This is a genomic window from Photobacterium sp. GB-36, from assembly GCF_003026135.1.
Taxonomy (GTDB): Bacteria; Pseudomonadota; Gammaproteobacteria; order Enterobacterales; family Vibrionaceae; genus Photobacterium.
Window position 1 is genome coordinate 1 of record NZ_PYNY01000014.1, and the last position, 25,785, is coordinate 25,785.

Here is a 25,785-nt window from a genome sequence, read left to right on the forward strand (position 1 = left end):
TGCTGCCTCTAATTTAAATTCAGCACTAAATAATCGTCTTGTTCGTTTTGTCATGATGTCACCTATCCATGTTAAGAGGTGATGATATCACCTCTGAGTAGGTGGCCAAATTTAATGTACCACTACATAATGAATATGAAGACTTTGTTGCCGTTAGTATTGCCATCCCATTAACATCTTGGCGTGATATGAAGCCTAACTATGCTCAGGTACGTGGTATCGATCAGTTTGTATACTCATTGCAAACACGCGTCGGTGAAAGCCACAATAACTTAAACTCTGGTTTAGGGACTTCATCGGATCTTCAGCATAATATTGTTCGTCAATATGAGAACCGTGGCCGACTTTCTCCTGCTTACTTCAAAGCAAACACTCAACGTTTAAGAAATGCATACATCAAATATATGAAAGTAACCGTAGAGTAAAATAATAAAGGATAAGATAAATATCTTATCCTTTATTAAGAATATTTAGGACTTCGCTAGTTAAAAATATTTATTTATCAACATAACTATAATTATAATATCCGTAGGTATTACTGATTTTTTTCTCTACCGAGTTAAGTATAAAGCCGGTGATCTCTACGCCAGCATGATTAAATCGCTCTTTTGCTACTTCAATTTCATGTATAGATGTCTTTTTAAATCGACCAACTAAGAAATTAGCCCCTGCATACTTACCAACTAATGCTGCATCAGTCACAGCTAATAATGATGGGGTATCTACAATAACAATATCATAGTTTTCATTAGCCCAGTCCATTAATTCAGACAACCTATTTCCCATTAGTAACTCAGAAGGATTGGGGGGTATACAACCACAAGAAATAACATCTAAATTATCAACATTAGCTTTTTGTACAATTTCATCTAAATTACCTTGATAACTTAAATATTCAGAAAGTCCATTTTTACCTTTTAAATTAAATACTTTAGTACTCTTTCCTTTTCGCATATCAGTATCAATAAATAATACTTTCTTTTTAGCTTGAGAAAATACTATGGCTAAATTTTTCGATAAAAATGACTTACCAAGATCAGGACTTGAACCTGAAATCATTATTATCTTATTTTTCGCAGTAGATATTGAAAAATATAAACTTGTTCGTAACGATTTTATTGCCTCTATCGCTAAGTCATCAGGGTAAAGACACGCAAGTAACATCCCCTCTTCATTAAATTCACGACTGCTTTTACTTTTTTTAAGTAATTTACTTTGATTAACGGAGTATGGCACAGTTGCATAAAGAGGAAGTCCTAACGATGATATTTGACGAGGATCATCAATACCACTCATAACAGTTTTCTTTAATAAAACAATTACAATAGAAAGCATCCCACCAAGTAAGGTAGCGAGAACAACGATAAGGGCTTTTTTAGGTTTAATTGGAATTGGTGACGTTTCTGCTGAGTCAATTAATCTTACACTACCAACTGTACTTTCCTGACTTATTCTTAATTGCTGAACTTTATTAATAAGCGATATATATATATGTTGAGCTGCCATCACATCACGATTTAACGTAATTATTTTTTGATTTGTTTTAGGCATAGCGCTAACTTCATTTTCTAATTCAGCTTTTCTTTTTAGTAGTGTCCTTTGTTGTTGTAATAATGAAACATATGCAGGATGCTCTTTGGTATATAATTTAGATATTTCAGACTCTTTGAAACCCAAATCAATTAATTTACTTTCAACTGATGCTAAAACATTAAGTGTCGACTTAGCTTGATAATCCATATCAATAGAATCGCTAGACACTTTAAATGCATTTAGTTTATTTTCAGCAATATCCAACTCTTTTTTAACTTCAGGTAACTGATTTTCTATAAAAGCTAAACTTTTAGCTGCTTCTAGCGCATTATGATCGATATTTTGTGCCAACTCATTATTAGCGATATCATTTAAAATAGTCTCCATCCGCAGAGGATTACTACCTACTAATGAGAGCTGTAAAATACCTGTGTCTTGGCCAGACTCCTTTATAGATAAGCTTTTTCTAAGAGATGATACCGTATTATAACGATTAAGTTTCTTAATGATAAACTTCTGCCCAACCTCACCATTCAGCTGTAAAATAAGTAACTGATATCCATTTTTATTTACTAGTTTTCCAACTTCACCGGAGAAAATCAGTTCATTATTTTTATTAAAAAAATCGTATACCCCTTTCTTAGCATCACTTATTTTTACAATATACTCACCACCTCTATTACCACTTGATTTATTATCATTTTCAGGTGTTATCAATAGTGAAACTTTAATCTCAGGTACATCACCTAAAAAATACGCTATCTTTTTACCTATGATAGGCGTAAATATGGGTGAAGAATATAAAGTTAGATTTAGATTATCAACAGTTCTCCCCAGCACCATACGAGACTTAATAATCTCTATTTCTGTATTTGCTGTAGACTGTGATATAAATAAGTTTGAAATATCATTCACGTGAAAATCTAAATGCTGATGCTGTGTCTCTACTTGTAGTCTTGCTACCGCTTGATAAGTTAAAGGTGTTGACTTCGCATAGAGCACACCTAGTATAGTAAATAAACACGTGATACTTAAAATTAGCTTCCAAGATTCAAGAACTGATTTAAATAAATATATTAGATCAATCTCATCATGATTTAAATTACTATTACTATCCATTCTTATTTCATCCCTAATTTAATCATGTTATTTAAGGTCCGTATAATAATCCACACCTTGAGTTAGTGTGGTAAAGTTTGTAATGGTTGGTAGAACCTGCGCCATCACTCTATTCCACCTTCCCATTGGTGATGCGGTAACATAGATTATATCTTGAGGGTTTAATTCGAATTGATTGGCAATAATCATAGCTGCTGCACTTTTCATATTCAGTTGATAAATATCTGCAACTTTATCCTCTTTATTTATTCTAATAACAAAGACACCTTCAGCATCAGCACTGATTTCATTAATCCCGCCAACGGTACTGAGCGCCTCAGTTAAATTCATTCCTGAACGGTCAATTTGAAGCGTTTGGGGGTTATTCACCTCCCCCATTACGAATACTTTTAAATCGTCATTATTAGCTATATGTATAATATCATTATTTTTTAATAATATATTCTGAGTTAAATCGCCGTTTTGAATAAGATCGTAAGCCGATAAATGAATAACATTATTATTTCTTGTTACAGTAACATTATGCCAATCAGCATCAATACTAAAACCCCTCGCCTTATTAATAGCAAGCAATAATGTTAATGCCTTATCTGTAATAGCTTGCTCTCCAGGAAGCTTCACTGAACCTGTTACATAAACTTGTTTTGATTTATAAGCTGCCACTGAAACTTCAATTTGTGGCATTTCAATATATCTCGCTAACTTCTTTGTTAACACACTTTGTATATAAGATAATTTGTGTCCTGCAACATGAATAAAGCCAACATAAGGATAAAAAATACGCCCATCAGCATGCACGCGAGTACCCGCCTCTTCAGGTGTACGTTCCGGTCCTTGCGGAATTGTTAGCTCTGGATGATTCCAAACGGTAATATTTAATACATCAGTGGGTCCAACAATATAACTATAATTGTTTATATCTGTTTGTAACTGTTCATTCGTCTTAGCTTTTACTTCTTTTTTTCTTACTTTGTTTATCACACTACTATCTAAATAATAAATATTTACCTTGTTCAAAATAGATTCATTTTTAGTGTTTTTTATCTCTTTATTTTTTATATTCAAATGCATTCCAGGCATACTGCAACCGGAGAGAAAAAACAGACAAAAAAAACCAACTAAACATACATTTTGTAAAGCTTTACATCTATAGAAGGGCATTATTTAAATATTCATAAGTCAATAAATGATAACAATTATACCAAATAAGAATCATAAAAACTCATTGCATAGTATTTATGTATGCTTTTAATGACCAACATCATAATAATTAATGAAATATAACCCACAATCAAAAAAAACACATAAGTATGACAATTAAATAAAAATAGTAATAAATCTATTTAAATAGCTTTTTACAGTTTTTTATTTTTAAAATATAAAAAAGGTGAGATATAAACCTCACCTTTTGGAGCAATAATGCTTTAATTACTGTTTATAGCTTTGCAGCTAATTCAACACCTTGACGAATTACACGTTTAGCATCTACCTCTCCGGCAACATCCGCACCGCCAATCACATGAACATTAATGCCTTGCTCAGTGAGCTTTTCTGACAGTTCTTCAACCGATGTTTGACCTGTACAAAGTACAATATTATCGGCATCTAATATTCGAGATTGTCCTTCAACAGTAATATGTAAACCTGCATCATCGATTTTGTCATAACTAACCCCACCAAGCAGTTCAACACCGCGTTTTTCTAATGTTCTACGGTGGATCCAGCCTGTTGTTCTGCCCGGACCTTTACCGACTTTGCCCGGTTTTCTCTGCATTAACCATACTTGTCGCGGGCTAATGTATTCATCATGCGGTAATAAGCCACCTTCATGAGTCAATGTTTTATCAATCCCCCACTCTTCAAGCCATTGATCAAGATTTTGATTTTCAGGCTCGGTTAGCATGGTAGATACATCAACCCCAATACCACCAGCACCAATAACAGCGACTTTTTGTCCTAACTGTACTTTATCTCTAATCAAAGTTTGATAATCGATAACCTTAGGATTATCGACGCCAGGAATAGGCGGAATACGCGGTTTAACCCCCGTTGCGATAATGACTTCATCATAGTTAGCTAAATCATCTTCCGTTGCAGCATAACCAAGTTTTACGTTTACACCTGTTTGTTCTAAACGACGAGTAAAATAACGAATCGTTTCTTTAAACTCTTCTTTTCCTGGTATTTGCATCGCAAGGTTAAATTGCCCACCAACGTGGTCATTTTTCTCAAATACATCGACGGTAAAACCTCGCTCTGCAACAGCAACAGCGCACGCCATTCCAGCAGGTCCAGCTCCAACAATCGCCACTTTTCTATTTTGTGCTACCGAGGTTAATACCAGTTCGGTCTCATAACACGCTTGAGGGTTAACTAAACAACTCGCACGTTTACCAACAAAAGCATGATCTAAACAGGCCTGGTTACATCCAATACAGGTATTAATATCATCAGCGCGATCTTGCGCGGCTTTTTCGACAAAATCAGGATCGGCAAGGAACGGTCGTGCCATCGATACCATATCAGCTTGCCCTGACGATAGAATATCTTCAGCCACTTGTGGGGTATTAATACGATTACAAGTAACTAAAGGAATAGAGACTTCTTGTTTAAGCCTTTCTGTAACCCAAGCAAATGCGGCACGTGGGACTTGCGTGGCAATCGTCGGAACACGTGCTTCATGCCAACCAATGCCGGTATTTAAAATGGTTACACCAGCTTGTTCTAGAGCCTTTGCAAGCATTACCACTTCTTCATGAGTACTGCCTTGCTCAACTAAATCCAGCATTGAAAGACGGAAGATAATAATAAAGTCACGTCCAACTCGCGCGCGAACTGCTTTCACAATTTCTAGTGGGAAACGAATTCGATTTTCATAACTCCCGCCCCAATCGTCATAACGTAAGTTCGAACGCTGACAGATGAACTGATTAATCAGATAGCCTTCTGATCCCATCAGTTCAACCCCATCATAGCCAGCTTCGCGAGCAAGCTCGGCGCTTTTTGCAAAAGCATTGATGGTTTTTAAAATCTGACGTTCAGACATTTCACTTGGGGTGAATTTAGAAATAGGTGAACGAATAGCAGAGGCACTCACTGCAAAAGGCGACATTGCATAGCGCCCAGCATGTAGTAACTGAAGCGCTATTTTTCCACCTTCATTATGTACTGCATCTGTAATGTTTTTATGTGCCCGAGCTGCACGTGATGAACTAAATTCAGCACTTAACGGATGTAGTCGCCCACGAAAGTTGGGAGAGAAACCGCCAGTGACAATTAGTCCTACACCACCACGCGCACGTGCGGCATAGAACGCAGATAATTTTTTAAATCCATCTCGTGATTCTTCAAGCCCTGTGTGCATAGAGCCCATTAACACACGGTTTCGTAGGGTAGTAAAACCAAGATCCAATGGCGCTAACAAATGAGGGTATGCTTTATTGTCCATGGCTTTTGCTTCTCTTTTTATTATGGTCTGACCAGTATATTAACCCTGTTATGCCATTTCAAACATTTGTTTACATTAAGTTAACATTTGTGCTTTCGCGCACTTTTCTTATGCCTTGGATGACTAACAACACGGCTATTTATTCAATACCTTGTTTTGATATCTCTTCTTAATAGTAAATTTACTGAAATTAGTTAATGAGTACGATACGATATGTCTCAAGAATCATTAAAGAGAGCATCCATGAAAGCCATATTCAAAGGGATTGGAGCGTTTTTCAGAACAATCTGGAAGTTAATCAACTTTGCCCGTAAGTTTATTCTTAACTTAATTTTCCTACTGATTGTAGGTGCCATTATTTTTGCTTTTAGTGATAACGATGATAACGCTGAAAAGCCAGAAGCATCGGCGCTGGTACTAAACCTATCAGGCCCGATTGTTGAGCAGAAAAACTATGATAATCCATTAGATAACGTTATTAGTGATGTGATGGGGCAACCACCTGTTGAACAAAACGTTTTATTCGATATTGTCGAAGCCATCCGCACTGCAACTACCGATAGCTCTATCACTGGCCTTGTATTAAATCTTAAAAACATGCCAGAAACGAGCCTGACAAAACTACGTTACATTGCAAAAGCCATTCAAGAATTTAAAGCATCCGGTAAACCTGTTTATGCTTATGGCGGTCATTACAGCCAAAGCCAATACTACCTTGCAAGTTATGCCGATAAGATCTTTATGTCACCTGATGGCGGTATCATGTTAACGGGTTATGGCACCTATACGCTTTACTATAAAACATTATTAGAAAAGCTAGATGTCACTACTCACGTTTTCCGTGTCGGTACTTACAAATCATTTGTCGAACCGTATATCCGTGATGGCATGTCAGCCGCAGCGAAAGAAGCCAATACGGTTTGGTTAGATCAATTATGGGATGCTTATACCTCCGATGTGGCGAAAAACCGCAATATCGATGCTAAATCATTGACGCCTGAAATGAACAGCTTTGTTGAACAACTCACTGCTGTTAATGGCGATTTTGCTCAACTGAGTAAAAAAATGGGTCTTGTTGATGAGTTGATAACCCGTCCTCAATTAAGCCAAATCTTAATCAAAGAATTTGGTGATAACGGTGAGCACAGCTTTAAACAGATCAGCTACTACGATTACTTATCGATGCTGGTTGATGATCAACAACCATCCAATAACAAAGTAGCTGTCGTTGTTGCAAGTGGCGCCATTGTTGATGGCAAGAGTAGTCAAGGTACAGCAGGTGGTGACACGATTGCAGCACTACTTCGCAAAGCTCGCTTTGATAACGATGTTAAATCTGTGATCTTACGTGTCGATAGCCCAGGAGGCAGCGCCTTTGCTTCTGAAGTGATCCGTAATGAAGTCGATGCCTTAAAAGCAGCGGGGAAACCTGTTGTTGTTTCGATGTCGAGTGTTGCAGCATCAGGTGGTTACTGGATCTCTTCAAGTGCCGATAAAATTATCGCACAACCAACAACGATCACCGGCTCTATTGGTATCTTTGCGATTTTAACCACATTTGAAAAAAGCTTAGAAAAGCTAGGCGTTTACAGTGATGGGGTGGGAACGACTCCTTTCTCAGGTGTCGGCGTAACACGTGCTCTACCTGAAAATGTCGGCAAAGTTTTCCAGCTTGGGGTTGATAATGGCTACCAGCGCTTTATTGGTTTAGTCAGCAAATACCGCCATATGTCACTTGAGCAAGCAGATAAAATTGCCCAAGGCCGAGTATGGACAGGTAAGGACGCGAAAGAACGTGGTTTAGTCGATGAACTCGGTGACTTTGATACTGCAATAACGGAAGCGGTGTCGCTCGCTAAAGTAGATGATTACCAATTGGTGTGGATGCAACAGCCTCTTTCTCCTATCCAGCAATTCTTTAAAGAAATGTCAGGTGAAGTAAAAGCACAGGTTGTGGCAATGGTTCTTGGTGACACACCAAATGCATTAGCGCCAGTGACTAAAGTTGCAAAAGATCTGACTTCTCTTAGTAACTTTAACGATCCTAATGGTCGTTATGCGTTCTGCTTAAATTGCAGCACCGTTAACTAGTAACAAAAACGTTATCAGCAACCAATAATTAAAAAGCTCGGCGATATGTCGAGCTTTTTATTATGCATAAACGCTTAAATAAGCCAGCCAATCAACATTAGTGATAAAAACCGCAATAACTCAAAAGATAAGCACATCAATCTTAGTTCACATTTCAATGCAATAAGTATCACTCTAAAAATCGCTTAACTCGCATCTTCATACAGTTTGCGTATAATGCGCACACCAACCGTTAACTCTGTGCTTAAAAATGGAAAGAAAACATATTTATATCGCCTACACTGGCGGCACCATTGGTATGCAAAAATCTGATCATGGCTATATTCCTGTATCAGGTTTTATGCAAAAGCAATTAGCTAGCATGCCAGAATTCCATCGCCCAGAAATGCCTGAGTTCACTATCCATGAGTATTCACCTTTAATCGACTCATCAGATATGACACCTGCGGATTGGCAACGCATTGCTGACGATATAAAAGATAATTACGAAAAGTATGATGGTTTTGTGATCCTTCATGGCACAGATACTATGGCGTACACCGCTTCTGCTTTATCTTTTATGTTCGAAAATTTAGATAAGCCTGTCATTGTCACCGGTTCTCAAATCCCGTTAGTTGAACTTCGCTCTGATGGTCAGAGCAACTTATTGAATGCGTTACACATTGCGGCTAATTACCCGATCAATGAAGTGACCGTATTTTTCAACAACCAACTGATCCGTGGTAACCGCAGTACTAAGGCTCATGCCGATGGTTTTGGCGCGTTTATCTCACCAAACTTGCCACCATTATTAGAAGCAGGCATTAACATAACCGTTAATAGCGGAACGGAATTAAACAAAAAACCGAACGGTGAATTTAAAGTTCACACCATTACGCCACAGCCTATTGGTGTGATCACCATGTATCCAGGGATCTCACCAGAGGTTATACGTAATACCCTACGCCAACCTGTAAATGCGATGATCCTACTGACTTTTGGCGTAGGTAATGCGCCTCAAAATAAAGAGCTGCTTGATCAGTTAAAAGAAGCATCGAGTCGCGGTGTGATTGTCATGAACTTAACCCAATGTTTATCAGGTAAAGTTAATATGGGTGGATACGCAACGGGTTGTGCGCTAGCAGATGCTGGCGTGCTAAGTGGCTATGATATGACACCTGAAGCGGCATTGGCTAAATTACATTACTTACTCAGCCAAGATTTACCGATAGAAACAATGCGCACGCTGATGCAGCAAGATCTCCGTGGTGAGTTAACCTTGTAAGTTAGCAGTACTTGTTTTATAACGAAAAGAGCCGAACGGGCTCTTTTTTATTTTTAGCTATCATAAAATAAAAACACCACTCCCCCAAAATTTTCCAACCGAACTACAATTACAGCTAATAGCAATCTACCTTCATGGGTTGAAACAATGATGATTTTACACGGTGCCTCTATTTCGCCCTTCGTCAGAAAAATCATGTTGGCACTTAATTACAAAGGGATACGTTATGAACTCCAACCTCTCAACCCCTTTTTAGAAAAAGAGCTTGCGCACAAACGCCATCCAATGGGAAAAGTCCCTGTACTTGAACATAACGATACAACAATCATTGATTCAACCGTTATTGCCCATTATCTTGACGATACCTACCCCGTTCCCCCACTTTATCCGGGCGACGCTAAACAACGAGCGAAAATTCGTTGGTTTGAAGCTTATGCTGCAACGCGTGTCACGTCATTACTCGGTGGCGTTTTGTTTTACCAAAAAGTATTGCGCGATAAAATGCAAGATAAGTCGTGTGATGGAGAAGCAGTGGCTCAATGCCTTACTCATCATCTTCCTAATGTGTTGAATTACCTTGAAGAGCAACTCCCCGAGCTAGGGTATGTTGGCGATCATTTCTCAATGGCTGAAATAAGTATCTGGAGTATTTTTAGAACGGGATGGATGGCAGGGCTACGATTGCAACCCCATTATCCTACTCTACACCACTATCTACACCGTATAGAGCAAGAGCCATGGATAGCCAATATTGTGTCAGAAGAAGATCATCAATTACAAAGTTTCTATTGCGAAGCTATGATATGGCCTAACCTGCATGATAAAGTCTAATGTTAGATATCATCATGTTCAAAGCGAGCTATCTCTGGCGACTTTCCAAGAGTCCCTTGAGTCGCAAAATCACGTTTTAATTCAGCTTTACTCTTAAATTTTATTTCGCCACCGGCTGCAACCGTCATATGTTGCGCATCACTATTATGGCGAGACTGATAAAGCATCACAGCCTGCATAGCAGAATCTCTTTGATTAGCCGTTAATACTGAACCATCAGGCCACTTTCCGGTTTCTACTGCAGTTGATATCCGCTCAAAAACTTCTGGCGTCATAGCCTTCAATAATTGCGACACATCCATATCCACTCCTCATTTTGATACTAACAGGCTTGTTTAAGTACATCGCTGTAGCTTATAAAATACGTAATAACAGTCAACGCTTTCCCCTCAAACTGTAATAGCGATCACAGGTTGATAGCTCTATCAAAATAAATTCACCATTTTCGAGATCATCCGTCGATAACAACAAATGACATCGTTATATTTATCCTTATTCGTAACCAACATGTAGGTCACTATGGCGTATTACTCCGCAATTATAGAAACATCAAAAAGAGTAGTGCCGACAAGGTTGCTCTTAAACAGTACTAAACGTCTTATCACAACGATCAGTATGAGCTTATTATTAACTGGCTGTTTTGAACGACACCGTACCACAGATAGCTTATGTGAAAGTTATCCTGAATTGTGTACCCAGCTCAACGTCAATGATGGTCAATGTCGTATTCAACGAACAGGATTAATTTGGCAACGTTATGATGTGTTGAAAAATCCAACCGACCAAGAAAAATTTAAAGAGCTTGAAGCGACGCAAAAGTACATTTTTTGCTTGGAATATGCCGCTCGTATTGAACCAACAGAGCTAAAAGATCGAAAGACTATTCGTATGAACGCACTCTACGATAGCTATAACAATGTAACACGCCTAAACAAAGAGCTATCGTTGTCGACCGATCCAGAGATTATTTACTACCGTTGGAGTCAAGGTGATGAACAAGCACAACAACAATTTCTCGCTCTCGAAGGTAAAAAGGAGTTAGAAACCCCGGATCTTCAGCTTGCGCTTGCCAGCTACTACATCAGCAAAGATAAGGATAAAACCTATCAATTACTGCATCATGCACTTTCACTCTATAAGAAAAATGAAACAGTAAACCAAGATATTATTAAATCATTGGCAACCTTATCTCAGCAGCAAAAAAAACTGAAGGAAGCTTATATCTGGGTATTAATTGCTAATGATATGAATATGCCTGTAGTCGAGGCCAAAAATATCGCCAGCTTATTTTTATTAACAGAAGATGAACAGAAGGTTTTAAATAAAAAAGCAGTCAATATTTTAGATAATTTACAAAATGGCAGCTATGAACGAAAAATGATTAATTAAAATTTTATTGCAAATATCAAATAATTTTATAATTGATACATACAAGATTTAATCATTAAACTTATTTAATTTTAAGCGTTATATTTTAGATATTTATTTCAGCGACGGTAAATAATTAAATATTACCGTCACTCATACGTTTTATTCATCTGCAAAAATTAGAGAAACAGAATTAACACAGTAACGTTCACCTGTTGTTTGTGGGCCATCAGTAAAAACATGTCCAAGATGACTATCACAATGCTTACAGCGAATTTCTATGCGCTGCATGCCATGACTATTATCTTCTAAATAAGTGATACAATCGTTATCAATAGGCGCATCAAAGCTAGGCCAACCGCACCCTGAGTCATACTTATTCGCTGAAGAAAACAGTGGGGAATCACAACAGACACATGAATAAACACCTGTTTTATGATTATGAAGAAGCGTACCGCTAAAGGGAGGTTCAGTTGCCTGTTGTCGACAAACTTGATAAGCCTCTGCTGATAATTTCTCTTGCCAATAAGTATCAGGTTTATTTTTCATCACACCCTTCCCTTCTTTCCCTCAATATTACTTTTCAAAATATATTTTTTATTTATAAAGACTGTAACACATATGGCTGTTTTAAAAATTCACAGTTTAAAGAAAAACCGTCTAATGTATTTATCAGCGATATAAAATTGAAAATTACGCCGCTGTTAAATCACACAGTATTTGTATGATTTACCGCCGTTGTAGTCGAAATGTAAATTAAATCCGATCTTTTTTTTGATTTTAAGCAATATAAACGATTTTTTTGCTTGCAGGGTCACGTAGTATTATGTAATTTTACTACCAGTTATCTTTCATTAGAAATTAAGTTGTGGAGCAACTGTAATGACAATTAAAGTAGGTATTAACGGTTTCGGCCGTATCGGTCGTTTTGTTTTCCGTGCAGCGCAAGAGCGCAACGACATTGAAGTTGTTGGTATCAACGACCTTATCGATGTTGAGTACATGGCATACATGCTTAAGTACGATTCAACTCACGGCCGTTTCAACGGTACTGTTGAAGTTGAAGGCGGTAACCTAATCGTTAACGGTAAAACTGTTCGTGTAACAGCTGAACGTAACCCAGAAGATCTTAAGTGGGATGCAATCAACGTTGACGTTGTTGCTGAAGCAACTGGTCTTTTCCTAACTGACGAGACTGCACGTAAGCACATCACTGCTGGTGCTAAGAAAGTTGTTCTTACTGGTCCATCTAAAGACGCAACTCCAATGTTCGTTATGGGTGTTAACCAAGACACTTACGCAGGTCAAGATATCGTATCTAACGCTTCTTGTACTACTAACTGTCTAGCGCCTATCGCTAAAGTTCTTAACGACAAGTTCGGTATCGAATCTGGTCTTATGACTACAGTTCACGCAACTACAGCTACTCAGAAGACTGTTGACGGTCCTTCTGCTAAAGACTGGCGTGGCGGTCGTGGTGCTTCTCAGAACATCATCCCATCATCAACTGGTGCAGCTAAAGCTGTAGGTGTTGTTCTTCCTGAGCTAAACGGCAAACTAACTGGTATGGCTTTCCGCGTACCAACTGCTAACGTTTCTGTAGTTGACCTAACAGTTAACCTTAAGAACGGTGCATCTTACGAAGCTATCTGTGCTGCTATGAAAGAAGCATCAGAAGGCGCTCTAAAAGGCGTTCTTGGTTACACTGAAGATCAAGTTGTTTCTCAAGATTTCATCGGCGAAACTCAAACTTCAGTATTCGATGCTAAAGCTGGTATCGCACTAACTGATAACTTCGTTAAAGTTGTATCTTGGTACGACAACGAAATCGGCTACTCAAACAAAGTTCTAGACCTAATCGCTCACATCTCTAAGTAATGTAAGCAATTAGCTCGCTTTCTTTGAAAGCAATTAAAAAGGCGGCGCATTTTGCGGCGCCTTTTTTATATCTAGTACAATACAAAAAACGATCAGAACTCTTCACTGCTTTAACAAATTAATTTTCATATTTTTTGATATTTTAAAGCGAAAAATAAGTGTTTTTTTGCTTAATGTTTAATGCACGAATAAACGCTAAACAAATAAGCACTTCCTGCTTTTAACTTTTAAGGAATGAAGATGAACCTACGTCAACTTTCTACTGTTAACGCTTTATCCGACAACGTCACAGTTTGTGAATATCAAGGGATTAATATCATTCGAGTGATCCACCCTCTTGCTGAAGCTGGAATTTCACTGCATGGTGGCCACCTGTTATGGTTTAAACCACAAGGTGAAAAAGACATTATTTGGTTAAGTGAAAAGGCCATTTTTGATCAGTCAAAAGCGGTACGTGGCGGTATTCCAATTTGTTGGCCTTGGTTTGGTAAAGCTGGTACCCCATCTCATGGTTTTGCCCGCACATCGCAGTGGTCATTATTAGAACACCGTGAAAATGAAAACGGCGTTATTGTCAGCCTAGCACTGGAAGATAATGAAGAAACCTATGCGATTTGGCCGCATAAGTTTAAAAACGTCTTAACGTTTGAAATTGGTCAAGAACTCAAAGTAAGCCTGACATCGACTAATACCGACAATCAACCATGGTCATACAGCGGCGCATTGCATACTTACTTCGATATTGCCAATATTAACGATATTGATATTACAGGAATGGGGCCAAACTACCTTGATAGCACACAGCAAGGTAAAGCGTGTGAAGGAGGTTCTACACTGACCTTCAACAGCGAAACTGATCGTGTATATACTCAGCCAGAAGCCACTATCACGATTAATGATAAAAACAATAATCGTGAAATTTTGGTCACTAACGAAGGTCACAATGCTGCTGTAATTTGGAACCCTTGGCAAGCTCTATCCATTAGTATGGGTGATATGGCTGATAATAGTTTTGAAACTATGGTATGCGTGGAATCAACAATCCACCAACCAAGTATTGAGCTAGCGCCTGAACAGTCACATACTTTAGCGACAACGATTTCTAGCCGTTAATTAGAAACGAACCACGGGCAATATTATTGCTCGTGGTTCAAGCATACATTTTTGCAGAAGCTTCAATCAATACCCAGCCATTTCCATCGGGATCATTAAACGTAGCAAACTTACCACCGACTAAATTAACAATACTTGATAATAATACCCCACGTTGCTTGAGCTCTTTATGTGTTAGCTGTATATCATCCGTTTGTACGACTAAACCTTGCACAGTACCAGCTTCCATTCCGCCAAATGGCGTCACTAAACTGATTGTCGTTTCTGCACCTCTTGGTGCTAATTGCAGCCAGCGTTTTTTATTATTCGAACAATGATCTCGGATCAATTCAAAACCAAGTGCATCTCTATAAAACTTCAAAGCCTGATTTTGATCCGAAACCGGAATGGAAACAGTATCGACACGTGAAATTGTCATAAAGCCACCTACCTATACAATTTTTAGGACTTCATTTCAGCTTATGTCAGAGAAAGCTGTTTCGTGGAAAAAAAATATCTTAGGCTCAAATACACAAAAAAATTCTCAATAATTGTCCTTCTCTATCAATAATTCAAAAAAAAACAAATAAAACCAAACAAAGCCAATAGACCAAAACAATAATTCAACACAAAAAAGTTTTATAGTTTTTTACTTCAACATAACCCACAAAAACAAGATTCTTCATTAATTACTATAATTAACAGTAGATTTACATATTAACAATAAAAAACAAAAGCATTTTAGCGTCAAAAGCGCTTGCAGAACCCATCCCATAAGAGGATAGTAAAAATATACGGTTAAAAAACATCCAGTTTTAAACCGTTATCACAAGCTATTTTTTATTTAGAAATCATTAACTCAGTACAGCAAATTGATTAGTTCGGTCTAGGCTTACAGTAAGGGATGCAAAAGAGGTTGATTTTCGTCCTGTCTAAATGATCAAAGAACGATTCAGGGGGCATACCATGAGTATTTTTGACCACTATCGTCATCGCTATGAAGAATCCAAGGACGAAGAACTTTCATTACAAGAATTCCTTGATATTTGTCGTAACGATCGCAGCGCCTACGTCAACGCCGCAGAGCGTCTATTGATGGCGATTGGCGAACCAGAAATGATTGATACCGCACAAGACCCATATCTTAGCCGTCTCTTCTCTAATCGGGTCATCTCTCGTTATAAAACGTTTGAAGACTTCTACGGTATGGAAGATGCGATAGAACAAATCGTCTCTTACCTCAAACATGCAGCCCAAGGGCTTGAAGAGCGTAAGCAAATTCTTTATTTATTAGGCCCTGTCGGCGGTGGTAAATCGTCGCTAGCAGAAAAATTAAAAAGCTTAATGCAGAAAATGCCTATTTATATTCTAACGGCAAATGGTGAGCGTAGCCCAGTTAATGATCACCCTTTCAGTTTATTTGATAAATCAGAAGATGGTGATCTACTTGCCAATGAATACAATATTCCATCACGCTATTTAAATACCATCATGTCACCGTGGGCGGCAAAACGACTCCATGAATTTGGTGGCGATATTACACAATTTAAAGTGGTGAAAGTGCGTCCGTCCATCCTTGACCAAGTCGGTATCGCAAAAACTGAACCGGGAGATGAAAATAACCAAGATATTTCATCGCTAGTTGGTAAGGTTGATATACGTCAACTTGAACATTATTCTCAAGACGATCCTGATGCTTATAGTTATTCAGGTGCTCTGTGTAAAGCTAACCAAGGCTTAATGGAGTTTGTTGAGATGTTTAAAGCGCCGTTAAAAGTACTTCACCCACTTCTTACCGCAACACAAGAGGGTAACTACAACGGTACTGAAGGGTTATCAGCATTACCTTTCGATGGAATGATCCTTGCTCACTCTAACGAGTCAGAATGGCAGACCTTTAGAAATAACAAGACGAATGAGGCTTTCTTAGATCGTGTTTACATCGTCAAAGTCCCTTATTGTTTACGGGTTTCTGAAGAAATAAAAATCTACCAAAAACTACTTGAAAATAGTGAGCTATCAGCCGCGCCTTGCTCACCAAGTACGCTTGAGATCCTTGCTCGATTCACCGTTCTGTCTCGCTTGAAAGAGCCTGAAAACTCAAGTGTGTATTCAAAAATGCGAGTCTATGACGGTGAAACACTAAAAGATACCGATCCAAAAGCAAAATCTTACCAAGAATATCGCGACTATGCCGGTGTCGATGAAGGTATGAATGGGTTATCAACTCGTTTCGCCTTTAAGATTTTATCGCGGGTCTTTAACTTCGATCATTCAGAAGTTGCAGCAAACCCTGTTCACTTGTTCTATGTGCTTGAGCAACAAATTGAACGTGAACAATTCCCACAAGACATTGCTGAAAAATATCTTGAACATTTAAAAGGCTTCCTTACACCGAAGTATGTCGAGTTCATTGGTAAAGAGATCCAAACCGCTTATCTCGAATCTTACTCCGAATATGGTCAAAACATTTTTGACCGCTATGTCAGCTACGCCGACTTCTGGATTCAAGACCAAGAGTACCGTGATCCTGAAACTGGGCAGCTCTTTAATCGCGAAGCACTTAATAACGAATTAGAGAAAATAGAGAAACCAGCGGGGATCAGTAACCCTAAAGATTTCCGAAATGAAATTGTTAACTTCGTTTTACGTGCTAGAGCAAACAATGCAGGCAAAAACCCCAACTGGACCAGCTATGAGAAACTCAGAACAGTCATAGAGAAGAAGATGTTCTCAAATACTGAAGAGCTACTTCCTGTTATTTCATTTAATGCAAAAACATCAACAGATGAGCAAAAGAAACATGATGATTTCGTCGCTCGTATGATGGAAAAAGGCTATACCCGCAAGCAAGTACGCTTATTGTCTGAATGGTATTTACGCGTACGTAAATCGTCGTAAACCAGCTGCAAATGAAATAAGGGGGAGCTATGGCATATTTTATCGACCGCAGGCTCAATGGTAAAAATAAAAGTACGGTTAATCGCCAGCGCTTTTTACGCCGCCATAAGCAGCAAATTAAAGAATCTATTGCTGATGCGGTAAATAAACGCTCGATCACGGATGTTGATAGTGGTGAAGATATCACTATCCCATCTCGTGATATCCGAGAACCTAGCTTTCATCAAGGTAAAGGTGGACAACGTGATGTTGTCCACCCTGGCAACGACCAATTCACACCCGGTGATCGTATCGAGCGACCGCCAGGTGGCGCTGGTCAAGGTGGGGCTGGTAAAGGAGATGCAAGTCCTGATGGCGAAGGCAATGATGAGTTTGTTTTCCAAATATCTAAAGATGAATATCTTGATCTTTTATTTGAAGATCTTGAATTACCTAATTTACAAAAAAACCAAATGAACAAAATAGTCGAGTGGAAAACCTTCCGTTCAGGCTATAAATCACAAGGTGTTCCCACCAATATTGCCATTGTGAAAACCTTGCAAAATTCATTAGCAAGACGTACCGCAATGACCGCAGGAAAAAGAAGAAAACTGCGTGATTTAGAGCAAGCGCTCACTTTATTATTTAACACTGAACCTGCACAACCTTTTGAAGAAGAAAGGATAAAGCAAGAAATCGAGTCATTGAAACAAAAAATAAATAGAACACCATTTATTGATACCTTTGATCTTCGCTATAAAAATTATGAACGCCGACCGCAACCATCAAGTCAAGCGGTGATGTTTTGTTTGATGGATGTATCAGGTTCGATGGATCAAGCCACAAAAGATATTGCTAAACGTTTTTATATTTTGCTTTATCTCTTTTTAAACCGTACCTATAAAAATGTGGATGTTGTTTTTATTCGCCACCATACCCAAGCAAAAGAAGTGGATGAACACGAATTTTTCTATTCACAGGAAACTGGCGGCACCATTGTTTCAAGCGCACTACGTATGATGAATGATATTGTAAAAGACCGATATCGTCCTGAAGAGTGGAATATTTATGCGGCTCAAGCTTCTGATGGTGATAACTGGGCTGATGACTCACCCGGTTGTCGAGAGCTATTAGATAAGCATATATTGCCATTTTCACGTTATTACTCATACATAGAAATCACACGACGAGCACATCAAACATTATGGCGTGAGTATGAAGCGCTACATAACAGCCATGATAATTTTGCGATGCAAAACATACGGACTGTAGATGATATTTTCCCAGTATTTAGAGAGCTATTTAAAAAACAAGTAAGTTAATATTTGAAAGCTTACTAAACGATAGTCAGCGATATTGAAATAATATCGCTACTCTTTCTGGCCGGTATCACGCGCTTTAAGGGGATCTTAGTCATGAATACAAAGACAAAAACAAAAACACTCAGCGATGGACCGGATTGGACCTTTGACTTACTAGAACAATACCATGTCGAGATCAAGCGAGTTGCTGAGCACTATCGCCTAGATGCCTATCCAAACCAAATTGAGATCATTACTGCCGAACAAATGATGGATGCCTATTCAAGCATTGGTATGCCCATCAATTATCATCATTGGTCTTTTGGTAAACGTTTTATCGAAACCGAGCGAGGCTATAAGCATGGGCAAATGGGACTCGCTTATGAGATCGTTATCAATTCGAACCCTTGCATCGCTTACCTAATGGAAGAAAACACCATCACAATGCAAGCCTTAGTAATGGCACATGCCTGCTATGGTCATAATTCATTTTTTAAAGGTAATTACCTGTTTAAAACATGGACTGATGCAAGTTCAATCATCGATTATCTTCTCTTTGCTCGAAAGTACATTACTGAATGTGAGGAGAAATACGGCGTCAATGACGTCGAAAAGCTCATTGATTCCTGCCATGCATTAATGAACTACGGTGTGGATCGTTACAAACGCCCACAAAAAATTTCATTAGTCGAAGAAAAGGCGCGTCAAAAAGCCCGTGAAGATTACCTTCAATCACAAGTTAATTCGCTATGGCGCACCATTCCTGTTCAAGCCGAAAAAGAAACCGTGATTGAAGAAACACGATTTCCTTCTGAGCCACAGGAAAATATTCTCTATTTCTTCGAAAAGCACGCTCCGTTGCTTGAACCTTGGCAACGTGAATTAGTCCGGATAGTACGTAAGATAAGCCAATATTTTTATCCTCAAAAACAAACTCAGGTTATGAATGAAGGCTGGGCGACATTTTGGCACTACACGATTCTTAATCACCTCTACGATGAAGGCTTGGTGACTGAGCGTTTCATTATGGAATTTCTCCATAGTCACACTAATGTTGTTGCCCAGCCTGAATATAACAGCCCCTATTACAGTGGTATAAACCCTTATGCTTTAGGGTTTGCTATGTTTCAAGATATACGTCGAATATGTGAAAATCCTACAGAAGAGGATAAGCATTGGTTTCCTGATATAGCAGGATCTAATTGGCTTGATACCCTACATTTTGCGATGGAAAATTTTAAAGACGAAAGTTTTATTAGCCAGTTTCTTTCACCTAAAGTTATGCGAGATTTTAAACTGTTTGCAGTAAATGATGATGATCGTCATAACTATGTTGAAGTGAGCGCTATACATAATGAAGAAGGTTATCGTGCGATAAGAGAAAAACTCTCTTCACAATATAACCTCAGTAATAATGAACCCAATATTCAAGTCTGGGATGTTGCTTTGCGCGGTGATCGCTCATTAACACTACGCTATATTCCCCATAATCGGATCCCACTTGGTGATAGCCATAAAGAAGTAATTAAACATCTTCATCGACTTTGGGGATTTGATGTTACATTAGAAGAAGAATTACCGGACGGACGTACCCAAATCATTGCGACTTGTCCAATTAAGACACAATATAATACTGAGATTTAAATTTTCTATCTCTCGTTAAAAACAACGCCACTGAAATCTTTAATTTCAGTGGCGTTTTATTTATTAGAGTAAATTAGTAATTAAAACTTATAGGTTGCGCCTAAGTACCAAGAGCCAACAGACATATCATAATCTTTATTCGTCGCTTCAAGTGTATAGAAGTCTGCTTCATAAGCTGTTCGAATACCTAAACCTGGAGCTTGTTTAATTTGATACTCGAAACCCGCACCTAAACGAATTAAACCACCATCATCTTTAAATCCAGGCTCTTTAACAGAGATTTGACCTAAACCAACAAGAGCAAAAGGGCGTAAACCATTATCAAAGGTATAACCCAAGTTTGCAGCTAGGCTGAAAGATTGATGCTCTGTTTTACCAGTGAACTTGTGACCTTTTACTTCTAATGTATTTTTAATATCACCATAGGTCGTGTATTGCGCTTCTAAAGCAACTACGCGGTTAAACTGATAACCCGTAATTAGTTTATAACTTTCACCATCAGCTTTATTTGAATAACTAATTTCGTGGTTATTTTCAAAACTGTTTGTAAGTGATTTATCATAATGAAAATCAGTAGTACCCACACCAGCACCAATATAAAAACCATTATATTTATTAGATGGGTTTTCAGATGCTGAAGCATAAGATGAAGTTAGTGTGCCAATAAGTGTCACTAATAATAATTTTTCCATATTTTTACGTTTTAAACTGCTTTACAAAAGAGGTGCCCAGCTTAGTAAATCATGTATAAAAAAAACAAACGAAAACCAAACCTTAACTACACTAAAAATAAATCAACATAAAAAACAAACAAAATCATAATGATACATTTAAATTGGTTACTGCTTGTCGGTATAACAAACCATATCAAACGCTTCATTTTTGCTATCAGTGAAAAAATACAATCTATTATCTATTCTCTTATAGCGATAATAGATGCTGTAGCCTTCATAATCTTTATAGGCTCTATTTAAATTAGGATCATCATGTTCTTTTAAAATTCTAACACGATTAAAATTCAAGGTTAAATGTTCTCTCGTTTGTATATAGTCGCCTTCATAATAAAGCTCCATCAGCTTATACTCATCATCCCCTTCCTGAGCTTGTATAAATTCATTAATCAAAAAGCTTCTTTTAGAGCTAAATGTTAAGATCATACTTTCAGATATATGACTATATTTAGTATAAGATTTTGATATAAACCCCGACTTTATTTGGTCGCATACCCATGTCGTTGACACTAAATTATCTTTATTTGTAAATAAGTAACAAAGACCTAATATAAGGAGAAAAACAACGACCATTAATACTGCATTAATATACTTCAACATACTACTTTTTTACTCTTCAAATAGTCATTTAACTGTTTAGAAAATCTACCATTAATAAATTTTGACATTCTAAAATTAAATGTTCTACCATCTGATGTAATTATAAACACTACGACTGCCGTATTGTTCGCTATTCTCGTATTATAATAAAATTGTATAAAAACCTTAGAGTCACATATTGATGAAACACCTTTCTTTATATCTTTAATAAAGAAAACTTTATCAACCTTATATTTATCGATATTATTGAAATATATATTATTACTACCAATACTGAGTTCATTACTATAATTTTTAGTATCAATAAAATACGGTAATGAATGTATTTTATTATTTGTATAAATAAATATGCTTACTAACACAACAGTCAGAAAAAGTAGCAAATAAAAAAAACGTTTATGAGCATAGAATGACAGTTTTATTTCTTTAATCTTATCATCACCTTTCTCGATAGCATCATCCTCTGAAACTGGTTCAGGTGTAATATCGCAACTTTCTTGGTGGCATTGAGTTATAAAACTTTTTTTTATTTCAAGTAAATACCCTGATTTACTGACGGTTGTGATCGTAATCATCTCTAAAGCATGATTGGCTAATACTTTTCTAAGTTTAGAAATCACATTTGTTAAGGCCTGCTCAGATACAATCGTATCTCCCCAACACTGAGATAATAAAAACTCTTTTTCTACACATTTTCCTTGGTGCGCCAGTAAAAGTAAAAATACATCACTCACACGAGGCGTAAAATACTCTGTCTGTCCATTGTCATGAGTAAGAGTTCGTGTGGAACTGTCGTAGGTTACGGAACCAATTCGGTACACTTCACTGCTTGCCATACTGACCATTTTATTAACATAATTAATCCTTAATTATTAGTTATGCTAACTATACAATCAACTTACAATCGAGTTATTCACCTTCAAGCATTCCTATTTACATCAAGATGCTGATTTAAACAGCAGAAATACAGGCATAAAAAAACCAAGTGCTTAACACTTGGTCTAATATTCGCCGCAGTAATTTTAAATTATTGCTCTTCTTCGTACATATATTTTGAAATTTCAACACGGTGACTATACCAGATCGCACCACTTTCACGTCCATATAAACGAATACGATCAGCAACTAGCTCTGGTTTATTTTCATCACAGTATGATTTCATGTCGCGGTAGAAGTTTAATGCTAATTCACATGCTTCTGGCTTCATAAAATAATAACCACCAACACGCGTATAAATTTTACGTAAGCCATTAATAGTTAAAACATAAAGTGTATTACCAGACTTACCCGCCATACCTTGGAATAGACGATAATCATAATAGTTGAACGCACGAGCTAAACAAATTTCTTCACAAAGCTGTGGATCATCTTTGCCGTATTTATCTACGATTTTTTTAACTTCTTGAATAAGATCAATACGATCATCGCTGTTTTCAATAAACTCAGCAAAGCTTGATGCTTTTCGAAGTCTTTCAACTGAGTCAATGACATGCTGAATTAGAAGACTTGATTCTTCTGCATTACCTCTTACAGCATAACGCATAAATACGCTACTAATGTCAGTTCGAGCAGCAAGAAGATCGGTTAATACTCGTTGAACATCCTGCCCATCTAGTGTCACTAAGGTATCAAGGATATTTAAACCTGAAGTATCCATGTAGTTATTAACACGTGTTGGCTTACCATGTTGGATGGTTAACCATCCATCACGTGCTAAACGCTGCAATACTTCACGTAATGTTGTTCGAGTTACGCCAATTAACTCTGAAAGTTCACGCTCAGCAGGAAGAATCGACCCCTGAGGAAAGTGATTATTCCAAATGCTTTCAATAATATATTTCTCAGCAAATGTCGCTGGGCTATCTGCCTTAATGACCATCTAAGTAAAATCCAGTTCGCTTCATGCACTTTTATAATTGCACTCATCATACCACTAGTTTCTTATTAGAAGAAACCTCACTATTAACTCTGACATGAACATGAAAGAGAAGTATAAAAATACAACGATATTGTTAAACTGATCACTAAAAAAAAGGGAATTTGAATGCATCTAACAATTCCAGTCATATTTTCTGTATACTGTGCGGTTTATAACACTGACATATTCAACTCCCATTTCAAGATGAAAATGTAACGAAATAATTGCATTATTGTTTAACTTATTGACTAATATCTCTTAAACGGTAGAGTTATATAAAGATGAACTGGGAGCGAATGGAAGCTGCTGCCTAAGAAAGTTAAAACATCCGAGAACCATATTCTTGTTTAACTTTGATACCTCAATCTCGACCATTAATCTTTTGCAAGAAGCGACTGATTACCCTGCTGATTGATCAATCAAGGCATTTAGCCAACATCAGATCCATACTATTTTGCGCTAATAATAAAGAGATCCAACACATGGCTATATCGCTAGGGAATGCCTTTATCAAAAATTTTTTGGGTAAGGCACCTGACTGGTACAAAATTGCAATCATTACTTTTTTGATCATTAACCCTATTGTCTTTTTTCTTATTGATCCGTTTGTTGCTGGCTGGTTGTTAGTAATTGAATTCATCTTTACTCTTGCAATGGCATTAAAGTGTTACCCATTACAACCTGGTGGGTTATTGGCAATAGAAGCTGTTGCTATTGGAATGACAAGCCCAGATCAAGTAAAACATGAACTTGTTGCAAATATTGAAGTTTTACTCTTACTGGTCTTTATGGTCGCGGGTATCTACTTCATGAAACAGCTTTTGTTGTTCATGTTTACTAAAATATTAATCGGCATCCGCTCTAAAATTTTACTTTCTCTCGCTTTTTGTGTGATGGCCGCTTTTCTTTCCGCTTTCCTTGATGCTCTAACCGTTATTGCGGTTGTTATCAGTGTAACGGTAGGTTTCTACAGCATTTATCATAAGGTTGCTTCAGGGCAAGATCCTCATTCTAATCATGATCATACCAATGATAATCACGTTCCAGAGCTCAGCCGCGATGACTTAGAAAACTACCGCGCTTTCCTACGTAGTTTGCTAATGCATGCTGGTGTAGGTACCGCGCTAGGTGGCGTAATGACAATGGTGGGTGAACCACAAAACTTAATTATTGCCGATCAAGCCGGATGGGATTTTGGTGAGTTTATTATTCGTATGGCGCCCGTTACTGTCCCTGTCTTTTTCTGTGGCTTGTTAACCTGTGCACTGGTTGAGAAATTTAAAATTTGTGGCTATGGTGCTGAATTACCTGAAAATGTTCGCCAAATCTTAGTCGACTTTGATAATGAAGAACGTAAATCACGTACTAACCTTGACTACGCGAAATTGATTATTCAAGCGGCAATAGCAGTATGGTTAATTATCGGCCTTGCAATGCACTTGGCTGCGGTGGGTTTAATCGGTTTAACCGTTATTATTTTGGCAACATCGTTTACTGGGATCACCGAAGAGCACGCTTTGGGTAAAGCATTTGAAGAAGCACTGCCCTTTACCGCACTACTTGCTGTGTTCTTCTCTGTCGTTGCAGTCATCATTGATCAACAGCTATTCGCACCTATTATTCATTGGGTGTTAAGCCTTGAAGGTAGTTCACAGCTTACTATGTTCTACATTGCGAATGGCTTGCTATCGATGGTTTCAGACAATGTATTCGTTGGTACGGTATATATTAACGAAGTAAAAACCGCGCTAACAAACGGTGTTATTAACCGTAGTCAGTTTGATATGTTAGCCGTTGCTATCAATACAGGTACTAACTTACCATCAGTAGCAACGCCAAATGGTCAAGCGGCATTCCTGTTTGCTTTAACCTCTGCTATTGCACCACTTATCCGTCTTTCTTACGGTCGTATGGTATACATGGCGTTACCTTACACTATTGTTCTTGCATCCGTAGGTTTAGCCGGCATTGAGCTAATGCTAGTTCCTATGACAGATTGGTTCTATACCATGGGCTGGATCACTGATGCATCATCAGCCGCCGCAACAATACCTGCACTTGCTCACTAATTCACAATAGCGAAATTG

Annotated in this window: 21 protein-coding genes; 11 read left to right on the forward strand and 10 right to left on the reverse strand. The window is 37.8% G+C overall.

All coding sequences use genetic code 11. From position 1 onward, the window contains the following. Positions 1 to 101 precede the first annotated feature (101 nt). Positions 102 to 425 carry a hypothetical protein gene (locus C9J46_RS13195; protein ID WP_233217756.1) on the forward strand — a complete coding sequence of 108 codons (324 nt, stop codon included), beginning with the start codon at positions 102 to 104 and terminating at the stop codon, positions 423 to 425. A 70-nt stretch (positions 426 to 495) separates the two neighbouring features. Here C9J46_RS13195 and C9J46_RS13200 read toward each other — a convergent pair whose 3' ends face one another. From C9J46_RS13200 to C9J46_RS13210, 3 genes are all read right to left on the reverse strand, one after another. Beyond that, complete coding sequence (locus C9J46_RS13200; protein ID WP_107291024.1) at positions 496 to 2,652, reverse strand: polysaccharide biosynthesis tyrosine autokinase; 2,157 nt, start codon at positions 2,650 to 2,652, stop codon at positions 496 to 498. Positions 2,653 to 2,679: 27 nt separating this feature from the next. Beyond that, positions 2,680 to 3,813 (reverse strand): polysaccharide export protein, encoded by a 1,134-nt coding sequence (locus C9J46_RS13205; protein ID WP_255419027.1) that lies wholly within the window; start codon positions 3,811 to 3,813, stop codon positions 2,680 to 2,682. Between the two features lie 274 nt (positions 3,814 to 4,087). Then, complete coding sequence (locus tag C9J46_RS13210) at positions 4,088 to 6,100, reverse strand: NADPH-dependent 2,4-dienoyl-CoA reductase (protein ID WP_107291025.1); 2,013 nt, start codon at positions 6,098 to 6,100, stop codon at positions 4,088 to 4,090. 243 nt (positions 6,101 to 6,343) lie between these two features. Here C9J46_RS13210 and sppA point away from each other — a divergent pair, with 243 nt between their 5' ends. From sppA to C9J46_RS13225, 3 genes are all read left to right on the forward strand, one after another. Beyond that, on the forward strand, positions 6,344 to 8,191 hold the full coding sequence (sppA, locus tag C9J46_RS13215; protein ID WP_107291026.1) for a signal peptide peptidase SppA: 1,848 nt from the start codon (positions 6,344 to 6,346) through the stop codon (positions 8,189 to 8,191). Positions 8,192 to 8,441: 250 nt separating this feature from the next. Next, the gene (ansA, locus tag C9J46_RS13220; protein WP_107206102.1) at positions 8,442 to 9,455 is read left to right on the forward strand and encodes an asparaginase; all 1,014 of its coding nucleotides are present in this window, start codon (positions 8,442 to 8,444) and stop codon (positions 9,453 to 9,455) included. 147 nt (positions 9,456 to 9,602) lie between these two features. Continuing rightward, positions 9,603 to 10,286 carry a glutathione S-transferase family protein gene (locus C9J46_RS13225; protein ID WP_107260126.1) on the forward strand — a complete coding sequence of 228 codons (684 nt, stop codon included), beginning with the start codon at positions 9,603 to 9,605 and terminating at the stop codon, positions 10,284 to 10,286. Between the two features lie 2 nt (positions 10,287 to 10,288). Here C9J46_RS13225 and C9J46_RS13230 read toward each other — a convergent pair whose 3' ends face one another. After that, the gene (locus tag C9J46_RS13230) at positions 10,289 to 10,588 is read right to left on the reverse strand and encodes a YeaC family protein (protein WP_107206100.1); all 300 of its coding nucleotides are present in this window, start codon (positions 10,586 to 10,588) and stop codon (positions 10,289 to 10,291) included. Positions 10,589 to 10,901: 313 nt separating this feature from the next. Between C9J46_RS13230 and C9J46_RS13235 the strand changes: the two genes are divergently transcribed. Further along, positions 10,902 to 11,675 (forward strand): DUF2989 domain-containing protein, encoded by a 774-nt coding sequence (locus C9J46_RS13235; protein WP_107206099.1) that lies wholly within the window; start codon positions 10,902 to 10,904, stop codon positions 11,673 to 11,675. A 141-nt stretch (positions 11,676 to 11,816) separates the two neighbouring features. Here C9J46_RS13235 and msrB read toward each other — a convergent pair whose 3' ends face one another. After that, positions 11,817 to 12,203, reverse strand: a complete 387-nt coding sequence (msrB, locus tag C9J46_RS13240) for a peptide-methionine (R)-S-oxide reductase MsrB (RefSeq protein WP_107206098.1) — start codon at positions 12,201 to 12,203, stop codon at positions 11,817 to 11,819. Between the two features lie 333 nt (positions 12,204 to 12,536). Here msrB and gap point away from each other — a divergent pair, with 333 nt between their 5' ends. Both gap and C9J46_RS13250 read left to right on the forward strand, forming a co-directional pair. Continuing rightward, on the forward strand, positions 12,537 to 13,532 hold the full coding sequence (gap, locus tag C9J46_RS13245; protein WP_105059727.1) for a type I glyceraldehyde-3-phosphate dehydrogenase: 996 nt from the start codon (positions 12,537 to 12,539) through the stop codon (positions 13,530 to 13,532). 240 nt (positions 13,533 to 13,772) lie between these two features. Continuing rightward, complete coding sequence (locus tag C9J46_RS13250) at positions 13,773 to 14,645, forward strand: D-hexose-6-phosphate mutarotase (RefSeq protein WP_107291027.1); 873 nt, start codon at positions 13,773 to 13,775, stop codon at positions 14,643 to 14,645. A gap of 37 nt (positions 14,646 to 14,682) precedes the next feature. Here the strand turns inward: C9J46_RS13250 and C9J46_RS13255 are convergent, their stop codons facing one another. Next, a complete protein-coding gene (locus C9J46_RS13255) occupies positions 14,683 to 15,063 on the reverse strand; it encodes a VOC family protein (RefSeq protein ID WP_107206096.1) in 381 nt (126 codons plus the stop codon). Between the two features lie 527 nt (positions 15,064 to 15,590). On the opposite strand from C9J46_RS13255, the gene C9J46_RS13260 reads away from it, so the two are divergent. The 3 genes from C9J46_RS13260 (at position 15,591) to C9J46_RS13270 (ending at position 20,449) form a co-directional block, all read left to right on the forward strand. Then, positions 15,591 to 17,525, forward strand: a complete 1,935-nt coding sequence (locus C9J46_RS13260) for a PrkA family serine protein kinase (RefSeq protein ID WP_107206095.1) — start codon at positions 15,591 to 15,593, stop codon at positions 17,523 to 17,525. A 29-nt stretch (positions 17,526 to 17,554) separates the two neighbouring features. Beyond that, entirely contained in the window at positions 17,555 to 18,826 is a 1,272-nt protein-coding gene (locus C9J46_RS13265) for a YeaH/YhbH family protein (protein ID WP_107291028.1), read from the forward strand. Positions 18,827 to 18,919: 93 nt separating this feature from the next. Then, a complete protein-coding gene (locus C9J46_RS13270; RefSeq protein WP_107206094.1) occupies positions 18,920 to 20,449 on the forward strand; it encodes a SpoVR family protein in 1,530 nt (509 codons plus the stop codon). 80 nt (positions 20,450 to 20,529) lie between these two features. Here C9J46_RS13270 and C9J46_RS13275 read toward each other — a convergent pair whose 3' ends face one another. The 4 genes from C9J46_RS13275 to fadR all read right to left on the reverse strand — a co-directional run bounded on the left by C9J46_RS13275 (position 20,530) and on the right by fadR (position 23,659). Further along, positions 20,530 to 21,141 carry an outer membrane protein gene (locus tag C9J46_RS13275; RefSeq protein ID WP_107291029.1) on the reverse strand — a complete coding sequence of 204 codons (612 nt, stop codon included), beginning with the start codon at positions 21,139 to 21,141 and terminating at the stop codon, positions 20,530 to 20,532. 147 nt (positions 21,142 to 21,288) lie between these two features. Beyond that, a complete protein-coding gene (locus C9J46_RS13280; RefSeq protein WP_233217659.1) occupies positions 21,289 to 21,690 on the reverse strand; it encodes a hypothetical protein in 402 nt (133 codons plus the stop codon). 83 nt (positions 21,691 to 21,773) lie between these two features. Further along, positions 21,774 to 22,616 carry a winged helix-turn-helix domain-containing protein gene (locus C9J46_RS13285; RefSeq protein ID WP_233217759.1) on the reverse strand — a complete coding sequence of 281 codons (843 nt, stop codon included), beginning with the start codon at positions 22,614 to 22,616 and terminating at the stop codon, positions 21,774 to 21,776. Positions 22,617 to 22,807: 191 nt separating this feature from the next. Next, positions 22,808 to 23,659, reverse strand: coding sequence for a fatty acid metabolism transcriptional regulator FadR (gene fadR / locus C9J46_RS13290; protein WP_045084018.1), 852 nt, complete (start codon positions 23,657 to 23,659; stop codon positions 22,808 to 22,810). A 521-nt stretch (positions 23,660 to 24,180) separates the two neighbouring features. Here fadR and nhaB point away from each other — a divergent pair. Continuing rightward, complete coding sequence (gene nhaB, locus C9J46_RS13295) at positions 24,181 to 25,767, forward strand: Na(+)/H(+) antiporter NhaB (protein ID WP_107206091.1); 1,587 nt, start codon at positions 24,181 to 24,183, stop codon at positions 25,765 to 25,767. Positions 25,768 to 25,785 lie beyond the last annotated feature (18 nt).

Coding starts and splice junctions, on each gene's coding strand:
- C9J46_RS13200 (WP_107291024.1), bottom strand. CDS start 2,652: ATGGATAGTAATAGTAATTTAAATCATGATGAGATTGATCTAATATAT.
- fadR (WP_045084018.1), bottom strand. CDS start 23,659: ATGGTCATTAAGGCAGATAGCCCAGCGACATTTGCTGAGAAATATATT.
- C9J46_RS13235 (WP_107206099.1), top strand. CDS start 10,902: ATGAGCTTATTATTAACTGGCTGTTTTGAACGACACCGTACCACAGAT.
- C9J46_RS13230 (WP_107206100.1), bottom strand. CDS start 10,588: ATGGATGTGTCGCAATTATTGAAGGCTATGACGCCAGAAGTTTTTGAG.
- C9J46_RS13255 (WP_107206096.1), bottom strand. CDS start 15,063: ATGACAATTTCACGTGTCGATACTGTTTCCATTCCGGTTTCGGATCAA.
- gap (WP_105059727.1), top strand. CDS start 12,537: ATGACAATTAAAGTAGGTATTAACGGTTTCGGCCGTATCGGTCGTTTT.
- C9J46_RS13225 (WP_107260126.1), top strand. CDS start 9,603: ATGATGATTTTACACGGTGCCTCTATTTCGCCCTTCGTCAGAAAAATC.
- C9J46_RS13275 (WP_107291029.1), bottom strand. CDS start 21,141: ATGGAAAAATTATTATTAGTGACACTTATTGGCACACTAACTTCATCT.
- C9J46_RS13265 (WP_107291028.1), top strand. CDS start 17,555: ATGGCATATTTTATCGACCGCAGGCTCAATGGTAAAAATAAAAGTACG.
- C9J46_RS13205 (WP_255419027.1), bottom strand. CDS start 3,813: ATGCCCTTCTATAGATGTAAAGCTTTACAAAATGTATGTTTAGTTGGT.
- C9J46_RS13250 (WP_107291027.1), top strand. CDS start 13,773: ATGAACCTACGTCAACTTTCTACTGTTAACGCTTTATCCGACAACGTC.
- C9J46_RS13210 (WP_107291025.1), bottom strand. CDS start 6,100: ATGGACAATAAAGCATACCCTCATTTGTTAGCGCCATTGGATCTTGGT.
- msrB (WP_107206098.1), bottom strand. CDS start 12,203: ATGAAAAATAAACCTGATACTTATTGGCAAGAGAAATTATCAGCAGAG.
- sppA (WP_107291026.1), top strand. CDS start 6,344: ATGAAAGCCATATTCAAAGGGATTGGAGCGTTTTTCAGAACAATCTGG.
- C9J46_RS13260 (WP_107206095.1), top strand. CDS start 15,591: ATGAGTATTTTTGACCACTATCGTCATCGCTATGAAGAATCCAAGGAC.
- C9J46_RS13285 (WP_233217759.1), bottom strand. CDS start 22,616: ATGGCAAGCAGTGAAGTGTACCGAATTGGTTCCGTAACCTACGACAGT.
- nhaB (WP_107206091.1), top strand. CDS start 24,181: ATGGCTATATCGCTAGGGAATGCCTTTATCAAAAATTTTTTGGGTAAG.
- ansA (WP_107206102.1), top strand. CDS start 8,442: ATGGAAAGAAAACATATTTATATCGCCTACACTGGCGGCACCATTGGT.
- C9J46_RS13270 (WP_107206094.1), top strand. CDS start 18,920: ATGAATACAAAGACAAAAACAAAAACACTCAGCGATGGACCGGATTGG.